General features: G+C 73.7%; 10 protein-coding genes. 5 read left to right on the top strand and 5 right to left on the bottom strand.

Features of this window, described 5'->3' with window-relative positions; translation table 11 throughout:
* The first annotated feature begins 23 nt into the window (after nucleotides 1–23).
* From ACFVZH_RS00275 to ACFVZH_RS00265, 3 genes are all read left to right on the top strand, one after another.
* The gene (locus tag ACFVZH_RS00275; protein WP_384890721.1) at nucleotides 24–905 is read left to right on the top strand and encodes a diacylglycerol/lipid kinase family protein; all 882 of its coding nucleotides are present in this window, start codon (nucleotides 24–26) and stop codon (nucleotides 903–905) included.
* Between the two features lie 183 nt (nucleotides 906–1,088).
* Nucleotides 1,089–3,971, top strand: coding sequence for an ATP-binding protein (locus ACFVZH_RS00270; RefSeq protein ID WP_384890719.1), 2,883 nt, complete (start codon nucleotides 1,089–1,091; stop codon nucleotides 3,969–3,971).
* A 149-nt stretch (nucleotides 3,972–4,120) separates the two neighbouring features.
* Nucleotides 4,121–4,603, top strand: coding sequence for an ATP-binding protein (locus ACFVZH_RS00265; RefSeq protein WP_384890717.1), 483 nt, complete (start codon nucleotides 4,121–4,123; stop codon nucleotides 4,601–4,603).
* Between the two features lie 33 nt (nucleotides 4,604–4,636).
* On the opposite strand, the gene ACFVZH_RS00260 is transcribed toward ACFVZH_RS00265, so the two are convergent.
* From ACFVZH_RS00260 to ACFVZH_RS00250, 3 genes are all read right to left on the bottom strand, one after another.
* Nucleotides 4,637–5,914: an extracellular solute-binding protein gene (locus ACFVZH_RS00260; protein WP_384890714.1), complete on the bottom strand. Its 1,278-nt coding sequence runs from the start codon at nucleotides 5,912–5,914 to the stop codon at nucleotides 4,637–4,639.
* Between the two features lie 215 nt (nucleotides 5,915–6,129).
* Complete coding sequence (locus tag ACFVZH_RS00255; protein WP_384890711.1) at nucleotides 6,130–6,438, bottom strand: YkvA family protein; 309 nt, start codon at nucleotides 6,436–6,438, stop codon at nucleotides 6,130–6,132.
* Between the two features lie 140 nt (nucleotides 6,439–6,578).
* Nucleotides 6,579–7,184 carry a hypothetical protein gene (locus ACFVZH_RS00250; RefSeq protein ID WP_384890708.1) on the bottom strand — a complete coding sequence of 202 codons (606 nt, stop codon included), beginning with the start codon at nucleotides 7,182–7,184 and terminating at the stop codon, nucleotides 6,579–6,581.
* A 223-nt stretch (nucleotides 7,185–7,407) separates the two neighbouring features.
* Here ACFVZH_RS00250 and ACFVZH_RS00245 point away from each other — a divergent pair, with 223 nt between their 5' ends.
* Nucleotides 7,408–8,085, top strand: a complete 678-nt coding sequence (locus ACFVZH_RS00245) for a class I SAM-dependent methyltransferase (RefSeq protein WP_384890705.1) — start codon at nucleotides 7,408–7,410, stop codon at nucleotides 8,083–8,085.
* 177 nt (nucleotides 8,086–8,262) lie between these two features.
* Entirely contained in the window at nucleotides 8,263–9,015 is a 753-nt protein-coding gene (locus tag ACFVZH_RS00240) for a DUF4232 domain-containing protein (RefSeq protein ID WP_384890702.1), read from the top strand.
* Nucleotides 9,016–9,191: 176 nt separating this feature from the next.
* On the opposite strand, the gene ACFVZH_RS00235 is transcribed toward ACFVZH_RS00240, so the two are convergent.
* Nucleotides 9,192–10,865: an acyl-CoA dehydrogenase family protein gene (locus ACFVZH_RS00235; RefSeq protein WP_384890699.1), complete on the bottom strand. Its 1,674-nt coding sequence runs from the start codon at nucleotides 10,863–10,865 to the stop codon at nucleotides 9,192–9,194.
* 73 nt (nucleotides 10,866–10,938) lie between these two features.
* The gene (locus ACFVZH_RS00230; RefSeq protein ID WP_384890697.1) at nucleotides 10,939–11,556 is read right to left on the bottom strand and encodes a TetR family transcriptional regulator; all 618 of its coding nucleotides are present in this window, start codon (nucleotides 11,554–11,556) and stop codon (nucleotides 10,939–10,941) included.
* Nucleotides 11,557–11,612: the final 56 nt, after the last annotated feature.

The raw sequence follows: 11,612 nt of genomic DNA, 5'->3' as shown, positions 1-11,612 counted from the left end.
TCTGCCGTCCGGAGGCCAGACCCATGCGACAGTTCACCGCCGTCGTCAACCCCACCGCAGGGGGTTCCAGCGGCACGGCGGGCCTGCTCCCGCTGGCCCGGCTGCTGCGCGAGGCGGGCGCCCGGCTCGACACCGTCTACAGCCGCAGCCTGGAGCACGCCCGCGAGCTCGCCCAGCAGGCCGGAGCACAGGGGCACGTCGTGCTCGCCGTCGGGGGCGACGGCATGGCCGGCTGCGTCGGCGGCGCCCTCAGCGGTACCGACACGGTGCTCGGCCTGGTGCCCGCGGGCCGCGGCAACGACTTCGCGCGCGCCCTCGACCTGCCCACCGACGCACCGCGCCTCGCCGAGATACTGCTCCACGGCGAGCCGCGAGCCGTCGACACGATCGAGGTGGAGTCCGCCGCACACGGGCGGATCTGCGTCCTGGGAAGCGTGTACGCGGGCGTCGACGCGGTGGCCAACCACCACGCCAACACCACCCGGGTCCTGCGCGGCGCCGCCTCGTACTACGCCGGCGGCCTGCGGGCGGTCCTCGCCTGGAAGCCCGCCGCCTACCGGATCACGATCGACGGGGAGCCGCACGAGCGCACCGGCTACACGGTGGTCGCGGCCAACTCCGGCTTCTACGGATTCGGGAGGAAGGTCGCACCGGACGCGCGCGTCGACGACGGCCTGCTGGACGTCGTCGTCATCAAGGAAGCGCCCAAGCGTCTCTTCTTCGCCATGATGAACGAGCTGAAGACGGGCGCACACCTGGCCCGCCCCCAGGTCGAGGTCCTGCGTGGCAAGGAGATCCGCATCGAAGCGGACCGCCCCCTGCCGTACGGCGCCGACGGCGAGGTCGACGCGACCCTGCCGGTGACCCTCCGTGTGCAGCCCGCCGCTCTCCACGTCCTGGCCTGAGCGGGACGCCTCGGGTCGACGGTCCTGTCACGGGCGCGGTTCCGTGGCGCCCACGGACCGTCGACCCGGGACGGGAGGGCCCGGCCGCGGTCGCCGTACCGGGCCCTCGTCCGGTCGTCCGCCGGGACACCCGCGCTTAGGGTGGAAGTGCCGGGGACGTCCGGGGGCGAAGTGGGTGAGCACGTGGCGGGGTCACTCGGCCGGGCAGCGGCCACGACGGTGGGCACGTTCCGTTACGTCGGGCGCCATCGCGAGCTGGACCTGCTGACCACCGCGGTGCGGCACCCGCCCGCGGTGGTGCTGATCGAGGGCGAAGCCGGGATCGGGAAGTCGCGGCTGGTCGGCGAGGCCGACGCGGCGCTGCGCGCGGAGGGCCGACCGGTACTCACCGGCTTCTGCCAGCCCCTGCGGGAGCCCTTCCCCTACGGGCCGGTGTCCGACGCGCTGACCAAGGCCGGTCCATGGCTGCCGGAAGGCGGACTGCCCGACGCCGTCGGCGCACTCGTCCGGCTCCTTCCGGCCCTCGCCGACCGGCTCCCGCCACCCTCCCGGGAAGGGGGAGGGGATCAGGCCGAACGGCTCCGGTTGCTCCACGGCGTACGCGCTCTCCTCGCCGCCCTCGGACCGACCGTGCTGATCATCGAGGACATGCACTGGGTGGACGAGGCCACCAGGGATCTGCTTCTGCTGCTCGCCCGTGACCTGCCGGACGAGCTGAGCCTCGTTCTCACCTACCGCGCCGAGGACCTGCCCCCCGACACGTCGGTGCTCGGCGCCGCGTACCGCCATCCCACGGGCGCGGCCGGCGCGGTGATCAGGCTCGGCCCGCTCACCGCGGACGAGGTCCGGGAACTGGCCGCCGCCGCGCTGGGCCCGGTCGCCACGCCCGCGCTGGCGTCCGCCCTGTACGAACGGAGCGAGGGCCTGCCCCTGGTCGCCGAGGAGGATCTGCTCACCCTCGTCGAGCAGGGTGGCACGGCCGACCAGCGGGAGGCGGTCCGGCGCCTCCAGGACACCGACGTCCCGAAGGGACTCCGGGAGGCGGTCACCGAACGGCTGGCCGGACTCTCGCCGTCCGCCGCCGCGATCGTCGCCGCCGCGGCCGTGCTCGCCGTCCCCTCGGACGAGGCGCTGCTCGCCGCCGTCGCCGGACTGGACGCCGAGGCCGGCACCGACGGGCTGATCGAGGCCCTGCGCAGCTCCCTGCTCCGCGAGACGGACGACCACCGGTACGCGTTCCGGCACGTCCTGGCCCAGCAGGTCGCGTACCGGCACACCCCGGCGCCACGACGGAGCCGACTGCACCGCTCCGCCGTCGCGGCGCTTCAGGAACGGACGCCGGCCCCGCTCGTGCAGATCGCCCACCACACGCTGGCGCTCGGCGACCGCGCCGCGTGGCTCAGCCGCGCCGAGGAGGCCGCCGAGCAGGCCGCCGCCGTCGGCGACCAGGGCACCGCCGCCGCACTGCTCCACCAGATCCTCGCCGAGCCCGGACTCGACGCCGAGCGCCGCTCCGCGGCCGCCACCGCGCTCGCGCGGATCGCCTACAACGGGGTCGACTTCACGGCCGCCGCGCGGCTGCTGCGGGGCCTCGTGGAGGACCCGCACCTGCCGAGGGCGGTCCGCGGGGAGATCCGCATGGGACTCGGCCTGCTGCTGCTCAACGAGGCCGACTCCCCGTCATGGGTGCGGGAACTCGAACTCGCGGTCGAGGAGCTCGCCGAGCGTCCGGTGACGGCCGGCCGCGGCATGCTCGCCCTCGCGCTCGACGAGCGGGCCGGGCCCGCGTGGTCGGAACGCTGGATGGACCGGGCCCGCCGGACGCTCGACGACAGCGGGGACGACACCCTCCAGGGCGCCTTCGACGCCACGTACATGACCCTGCTCAGCTGGCGCGGGGACGACGCCGTCTGGGACCTCCTCGACGGGCTGCCCCGGGAGGCGGACTCCCCGGCCCAGCTCTGGCAGACCGCCCGGGCGCTCCACAACGTCGCCGAGTCGGCCATCGCGCTCGGGCACGACGTCCGCGCCGCCGCACTGGCCGCGGAGAGCCGGCACCAGGGCCGCCGCACCGGCGCGGTCGTCGTGGAGTGCTACGGGCGCGTGCTCGAACTCTGCCTGGACACCCTCGCCGGCCGCTGGGACGGTCTCGAGGACCGCTTCGACGCCCTGATCGCCGAATACCCGGACACCAGCGTGCCCCGCGCGGAGAGCCTGCTCGCCTCCGGCACGCTGGCGTTCGCGCGAGGCCGGCGGGACCTGGCCCTGGAGCGGTTCGACGAGGCGGCGCGGCACGGGGCACGGCAGATCGCCATCGGCACCCAGCTGCGCGCCACCGCCGGCCTCATGTCCGTCCGGCTCGCCCAGGGAGCCGGGCGGGAGGCGTGGGCCGCGGCCGAACCCGCCCTCGCCGTCCTCCGCCGCGCGCAGGCATGGCCCAAGGCGACGGGACTGGTCCCCGTGGCCGTCGAGGCGGCACTCGCCTGCCACGAACGCGCCTCGGCCCGGCAACTCGTCGAGGAGGCGCACCAGGGCCTCCGGGGCCGGGAGGCACCGGCGGCCGAGGCGGAGATCCACGTGGCCCGCGGACTTCTCGGTCTCGACGACGACCCCGCTCACGCGGCGGAGGAGTTCGCGGCCGCCCGCCGCGGGTGGCTGGACATCGGCCGTCCGTACGAGGCGGCGCGCGCCGCGGAACGCCAGGGCCACGCGCTGGCCCTGGCCGACGACCCCGAGGAGGCCGCGGCGCTCGTGACGGCGGCCGTCGACACGTACACCGCGCTCGGCGCGCAGGCCGACGTGTCCCGCTGCGGACATCTGGCGCGCGATCTCGGCCTCCCCCGGCCCGGCACCCCCGGCCGCCGCGGATACGGGGACCGGCTGTCGCCCCGCGAACGGCAGGTGGCCGAGCTGCTGGCGTCCGGCGCGACCAACCAGGCCATCGCGGACACGCTGGTCCTGTCGCCGCGGACCGTCGAGAACCACGTCGCCAGCGTGCTCCGCAAGCTGGGCACCACCCGCAAGGACGTCGCGGGCGCGCTCGGGGAGCCCGGCCCCGACAGCTGAGGAGCCGCAGGGCCCGCGGGGTGGGCATGCTACCCGCGCGTACGGGCCTGGCTTGCGTACCCCTAAAGCAGCCCACCCGGATTGTTTCCCGGGGGCCCGGGGCCGATCGTGGAGAGCGGGGGACACCATCCGCAGTCTCGGGAGACCCGATGCCCAGCACCACCCCGGACCTCCGTCCGGTCCTTCTGGCCCACGACCGGCCCGCCACCCCCGCGCGGCGACCGGGCCGGCCGGGCGCCGAACGGCGGACCGCAGGATGCCTGACGGCGGCGACCGCCGCCTCGGTCCCGGCGCTGCGGCGGTTCGCCCGTGGCGTGGCGGCGCACTGGGGCCTGCCGACCGGAGTCGACGACGCCCTGCGCCTCGTGGTGAGCGAGCTGGTGGGCAACGCGGTACGGCACAGCGGCGGCCCGGACGTCGCCCTGCTGCTCTCCGCCGACCTCTCGACACTCGCCGTCGAGGTCAAGGACAACGGCCACTGGCGGTCTCGCCCCGGCCGCCCCCGGTACGAGGGGGAGCTCGTCTGCGGCGGGCGCGGCCTGGAGATCGTCCAGGCGTACGCACTGCGCTGCACGGTCCACGTGAGGCCGGGCGGCACCCATGTCATCGCCGAACTGTCCCTGCGGGATTGACCGGGAAGGGAATCGACGGGAAGCGAAAGGGCGCTACTTCTGCTGTGTCGCATCCCAGGCCCGCTGGGCGATGTCCTCCAGCACGACCTTCGGGTCGGCGGACGGCGCGACGGCCTTGCCGATGTTCCGCTTGATGGTGTTGCTGACCTCGAGCCAGGACGGTTCGTTGACCGGGTAGAGCTGGGCGCCGCGCAGCGCGGTCAGGAACTGCTCGGTGCCGGGGTCCGCGCCCGCGCCCTGGGAGGCCAGGCCGGCGGACACGGTCGAGGGCAGAAGGTGGTAGCGCCCGGCGAACTCGTTGAGGTTCTTGTCCTCGTAGACGAAGTCCAGGAACGAGCCCACCAGTTCACGATTGCCGTCGTGCTTGAAGGCCATCATCCAGTCGGCGACGCCCGCCGACGGCGGGGTCTTTCCTTCGCCGAGCGTGTCCGACACCGGCATGCTCAGGGTGCCGACCTTCATGCCCTTCGCCCTCGCCTCGTGGAGGAGCGAGGGATAGCCGTTGACCATGCCGACGTCGCCGCGCAGGAAGGCCGCGAAGGCGTCCTGCCGGTTGAGCTCGGCCGGCGGGACGGGGCCGGTCAGCGCGGGCCCGACCAGGTTGTCCTTGATCCAGCGGAACGTCTGCGTGTTCTGCTCGGACGCGATGCTGTAGGCGCCGCTGATGTCGGTGTAACCGCCGCCGTTGCTCAGTTCCCAGATCAGGGCTTCGGCGTGCGCCTCCTCGGGGCCGAGCGGCAGCGCGTACGGGTAGAGCACGCCCTCCTTCTTCAGGGCCTTGGCCGCGTCCCTCAGGTCCGACCAGGTCTTCGGCGGCTCCGCACCGGCCTTGTCGAACAGCTCCTCGTTGTAGAAGAGCAGCCGGCTGCTGGCCACGAAGGGCAGGCCGTAGAGGGTGTGGTCGACGGAGCCCGCCGCCACGAGCGGCGGCAGGAAGTTCGCCTCCGCTCTGATCGACAGCACCTCGTCGGCGGAGTAGAGCCGGCCCTGTGCGGCGAAGTCGGAGTACGCGCCCATCAGGGCGACGTCCGGGGCGTTGCCCTCCCCGACCATGCGGGTGACCTCGCGGTCGACATCGGCCCACGGGTAGATCGTCACCTCGACCTTCTTGCCGGGGTGAGCGGCGGTGAAGGCGGCGGTCAGCTTGTCCCAGTACGCCTTGGAGCCGGTTCCCGGGCTGTCGCCGTACTCGGGGGCCACCAGGCGCAGCGTCGTCCCGTCGCTCGCCGGTGAGCCGCAGGCGGTGACGAGGGAGCCCAGTAGTCCGCACGCGGCCACGGAGGCGGTGATGCCGAAGAATCTAGGTCGCACGGATTTCCTCTTGCTTTTTTTGGACAGTGCGTCCGGAATTCTCTCCTGGCCGGTTATGTATTTCGCCCTTTCGCGCGCAGTTGTGGGCATAGCTCCAACCACGGCGATTCCGCATGGTGTCTTCCGATAGGGCGGCGCCGAATTCGATGCGCGTAGAACCCTCCATGACGTCCGTGACGACTCCGGTGAGGAGCATGGACGCGCGGACCGGTCGTCTACGCCTCGGGGCCTTCGGGGAGGGTCTTGGACGCCGTCCCTCGCTTGGCGGCCGCCGTGTGGAGCACCCGCAGGGCGACCAGGAGTACGCCGATGTCGTCCAGGTAGACCGGGTCCGGGATCAGATCGACCGGCGAGACCGTGTAGACGACCGCTGCCCAGAACAGGGCCTTGGACTGCAAGGGGATGCCCGCGTCCCTCAGCAGTCTGCGCGCCCGGAGGACACGTACGAGCAGCACGGCCGCGTATCCCGCCACCACCACCAGTACCAGCACCACGGCCACCGTGAGCCAGAGGCCCTTGTCCATGCTGCCCTCCCACTCGTGGCGTCCGGCCGCGCCGAACGTCCGCGGCGGTTACCAGGCTACGACGTCGGCCCCGGTGTCCGGGAGCACGAGACGGGCGGAAGCGCCGGAGACCGTACGAGGTACCGGTCTCCGCGGGCCCCTCAGGGCCGCAGTCCGGCGCGTCTGAGCGCGACCGCGCTGAGGTCGGCGACGGCCTGCGGATCTCCCTGACGCCAGGCGTCGGCCCATCCGCCGGGCGGGGCCGGCAGCTTGTCCAGGGCGCCCGGAGGGCCGGTGAGGGCACGCAGGGCGAGCAGGTCGGCGCCTCCCGGAGCCTCGACGAGACGGCGCAGGGTGGCACTGCGCCGGATCCAGAGCAGACGCGGCGGAAGCCACAGCAGCAGGACGAAGAACACCGGAATGACGATCAGGGCCGTCGTGGTCACGTCGGCCACCTGGCGGACCGTCTCCTGGAGCGAGACGCCCGCGTCGGCGAACCCGGAGCTGGCGTCGGCCGCGGCCTGGAGCGGCCTCTTCAGGACACCGCCGATGAACGGCACGTCGGAAGCGGCGTCTCCCGCGTTCCCGAGTTCCTCGGCGAGGCTGTCGCCGGAGCTCTCCACCCTTCGCCCCGGTTCGGCCAGCAGCATGATCGTGTCGCGGACGACGAGGGCCGCCCACACCACGGCGGCGATGAGGGCCACGGCGATCAGGTCCACGAGGACCTGGAGGTTCCGGCGTGCGGGTGTCTGGGCGTAGAAACGCAACGATGGCTCCCGTTCGAGTCATGGCGCCGAGCAGGCCCGGCCGCCCCGGCCGCGACGCGGCCGGCCGACCGTCGGATTCACTTCTTCCACCTCGCCTCACGGACAAACGTGCGGAATGCGGGACGCGGCGGAGGTCCCGGTGCCAATGTTGCGCCGGAAGCCCCGGGCGGGCAGGCCCGCCCGGGGTGCGAACCGTACGTACCTCACGAGGAAGGGACCCGGAATGGAACACGACGGTACGAAGGGGCGGCCGGTGTCGGCGGCGGAGCTGTTCGACGGCCTGGGGATCGAGTACGAGCGCGCCTTCGTCCGGCTGCCGGCCCAGCTGGAGGCGATCGAGTGGCTCACCGCACGGCTGGGCGAGGGCGCCAGGGTCCTCGACGTCGGCAGCGGTACGGGACGTCCGGTGGCCGACCTCCTCGTGCGCGCCGGCTGCGAGGTGACCGGCATCGACGTGTCCGGCGAGATGGTCGCCCTCGCCGGCGCGCAGGTGCCCGGCGCCCGCTTCGAGCAGTGCGACGTGCGTGCCTTCGACGCGCCGGAGGGCGGCTTCGACGCGGTGTGCGCGTTCTTCCCGCTCATGATGATGAGCCGGGCGGACGCGACCGCCGCCCTCCGGCGCATGGCCGGCTGGCTGGCCCCGGGCGGCTTCCTGGTGACGGCCACCGTGCCCGCCGACGTGGAGGACGTCGAGATCGTCTGGATGGAGCGCACGGTCAGGGTCTCCAGCTTCTCGGCGGAGGAGTACGTGCGACTCCAGCGAGAGGACTGCGGCCTCGACGTCCTCCACCACGCGCTGTCGGTCTTCGCCCCGGACGACGACCGCGCCGCCCCCGAGGACCACCTCTTCACCTACGCCCGGCGCCCGGCCCCGGCGGAAGGCGGGACATCGGCGGTCTGACCCGACGCCGAGCGCGGACAGGGTCGCCATGGTCACGTCATGGCGGCCCGGTTCATACGAGAGCTGTAACAAACGCGGACCGAAGGTGAACTGACTGAGCGGCAGTGACGAGAATGGCTGTGCAGCGTGCACACCGACCGGGCCCGGAGTCCGGTCACGGGGGAATAGGAACACACCATGAACTCGAAGGCGATCAGGGCCGGTTCGATACGCCGGGGCCTGCGCGGCACACTCGTGGGGGCGGCCGTGGCCGCGGCCCTGCTGGCGGCCACGGCGTGCCAGCCCTCGGCGGGCGATGACAACGGCGCCGCTCCGGGCGCCACGTCGGCCGGCCCCTCCTCGGGCTCCGCGTCGGCGAGCCCGTCCACCTCGAAGAGTGCCGAGCCCTCGGGCGACGCCGGCACCGGCAGCGGCAGCGGGAGCGGCGGGGCGACCGGAGACAGCGGCGAGACCGGCGGCGGCAACGGCACCAAGTACGAGGACTGCAAGGTCACGGACCTCGACACCGGCGTCGAGCTTCAGGACGCGGCCGGGGAGACGCCCCGCCACTTCATGCTGACCGTCACCAACGGCACCAGGACGCCGTGCGTCCTCAACGAGGCGCCGATGGTACGGCTCGGGGCCGGCAACAGCGCCCCGATCGTCGAGACGCTCGGCAAGCCGGACACCGAGCCCCTCGTCGTCGAAGGAGGCGGCAAGGCGTACACCGGCCTGTACGTCTTCGGCAACGACGAGGGCGGCGAGGCGCAGTACGACCAGGCCAAGCGGTTCACCGCCACCCTGGTCGCCGGCGAGGGCACCGAGCTCGGCGGCACACTCGTCTTCGAGCTGCCCGACGGTCTCGACTCCGTCTCCTACGACAACGCGGCGCGCGTGAACGGCTGGGCCGGCACCGAGGGGCTGGCGATGCGCCCGATCAACCAGCTCTGAGCGGCGCCGTCGACCGGCCGTGACGCACGGGAGTCGCCCGCCTGTCGCCGCATCCTCCGGATGCCGACCCCAGGCGATTCCCCGTGAGGCGGCCCGAGTCGGGGCCGGTGGAGCGGGCCCGGGGGAGTCGTCCCCCCCGGCCCGCCCCTCCTTCGAGGACGCGGGCCGGCGCCGGCCTACCGCAGGCCGGCGGGCAGGCGGTCGAGGACGGCCGCCAGGTCGGTGGCCGCCGGGAGGGTGCCGAAGGCGAGGCCGCGGTCGCCGGCCAGCCGTGAGGCGCAGAAGGCGTCCGCCACCGGAGCGGGGGCGTGCCGTACGAGGAGGGAGCCCTGCAGGACGAGTGCCAGGCGTTCCACGAGGCGGCGGGCGCGCAGCTCGGCGTCCTCGGGGCGTGCCAGTTCGCCCAGGACCTCCCGCCATGCGGTGTCCAGCCGGGCGTCGGCGCCCGAGGCCGCCTCCACCTCGGCGCGGAAGGCGTCGAGGGACTCCGGTTCGCGGACGAGCGCACGCAGCACGTCGAGGGCGTTGACGTTGCCGGAGCCCTCCCAGATGCCGTTCAGCGGGGCCTCGCGGTACAGCCTCGGCATGCCCGAAGCCTCGTCGTAACCGTTGCCGCCCAGGCACTCCAGGGCCTCGGCCACGGCCGCCGGCTGGCGCTTGCACACCCAGTACTTGCCGACCGCGGTGGCCAGACGGAGGAACGCCCGCTCGCCGGCGTCGCCGCGCTGGGCGCGGTCGGCCGCGCCCGCGACCCGCAGGGCGAGGGTGGTGGCGGCCTCCGACTCCAGGGCCAGGTCGGCGAGGACGTTGCGCATGAGCGGCTGGTCGATGAGCCGGGCGCCGAACACCGAGCGGTGGCGGGCGTGGTGGGCGGCCTGGGCGAGGGCGGCGCGCGTGCCCGACGCGGAGCCGAGGATGCAGTCCAGACGGGTCATGGTGACCATGTCGATGATGGTCCGCACGCCCTTGCCCTCGTCACCGACCAGCCAGGCCACGGTGTCGTCGAACTCGGGCTCGCTGCTGGCGTTGGAGCGGTTGCCGAGCTTGTCCTTGAGCCGCTGGATGCGGAAGGTGTTGCGGCCGCCGTCGGGCAGGACGCGCGGGACCAGGAAGCAGGACAGGCCGCCCGGGGCCTGGGCGAGGACGAGGAACAGGTCGTTCATCGGCGCGCTGGTGAACCACTTGTGGCCGCGGAGCCGCCAGCTGCCGTCGGCGTTCGGTACGGCCGTGGTGGTGTTGGTGCGGACGTCGGTGCCGCCCTGCTTCTCCGTCATGCCCATCCCGGCGAGCAGGCCGCGCTTGGTGCCCGGGGCCCGCAGCCCCGGGTCGTACACCCTGCCGGTCAGCAGCGGCTCGTACTCCTTGGCCAGTTCGGGGGAGCGGCGCAGCGCCGGCACCGCGGCGTACGTCATGGAGACGGGGCAGCCGTGGCCCGCCTCGGCGGAGCTCCACACCATGAAGCCCGCCGCGCGCGCCACATGGGCGCCTGGCCGTTCGTCGGCCCACGCCGCGCCGGCCAGGCCCTCGCCGATCGCGACGTCCATCAGGGAGTGGTACGAGGGGTGGAAGTCGACCTCGTCGACGCGGTTGCCGTAGCGGTCGTGGGTCCGCAGCTCCGGCTCGTGGCGGTTGGCCTCCTCGGCCCAGCGCTGCACCTCCTCGCTGCCGGTGCGGCGGCCGATCCGGTGCAGGTCGTCGAGGTACCACCCGGCGCCCTCGCGGCGTACGCCCTCCAGCAGGACCGGGTCGTCGGCGACGTCGTGGCCGACCAGCGGGGGAGCCTGGTTGGTCACCTCGTGGGTGTGCGCGGTGGGGTTGCTGACCGGCCGGCTGCCGGAGGTGGTGGTCATGGTCGCGTCCTTCGCGGTCGTCGGGAACGAGTGACGGGGTCGTGGGGGAGGGCGGTGCGGCGGGTCCGGCCGGTCAGTCCGACGGGGCCTGCCCCGCGCCCAGGCAGCGCAGGGACATCGCGGTGATCTCGGTGACCAGTTCTTCGGCGGAGCCCTCGGCGGCCGCGCCGAGCGGGTCCACCAGCACCTCGCCGATGGCACCGGTGAGGGCGGCGGCGGTGACGTCCGCGTTCTGCGGCGGCAGCACGCCCGAGGCGACCCCCTCCCGCACGACCTCGGCGAACAGCGTCCGGTACTGCCGCCGGAACTCCAGGCGCTCGGCGCCCACGGCGGGCTCGGCGGGAGCCGCGAGCAGGGCGTAGGCCAGGCCGCGGCGTTCGAAGGAGCGCCGGGCGAAGACCTCGACGCCCCGGGCGAGCCGCTCCACGGGGTCGCCGGCGCTGCGCAGCACCTCACCCAGCACCTCGACCTCACGGCCGGAGGCGCGCCGGAAGACCTCGACGGCCAGCGCCGCCTTGGACGGGAAGTGCTGGTAGACCGAGCCGGCGGCGATCCCGGCCGCGGCGGCGACGGCGTTCACCGATGCCTGTGCCCAGCCCACCTCGGCCACGACGTCGGTGGCCTGCTGGATCAGATGCTCCCGCGCGCTGCTGAGCCGTGCCAGCTCGGCCGGGGTCTTGCGATATGCCATGGAAGCAGTGAATCATCGTTCAGACCTTCACGCCAGAAGCGGGGACGCCCTGGCAA

This window comes from Streptomyces sp. NPDC059534, from assembly GCF_042743475.1.
Classification (GTDB): Bacteria; Actinomycetota; Actinomycetes; order Streptomycetales; family Streptomycetaceae; genus Streptomyces.
The sequence above is the reverse complement of the archived record's forward strand: the minus strand, read 5'-3'. Positions and strand labels throughout refer to the sequence as shown.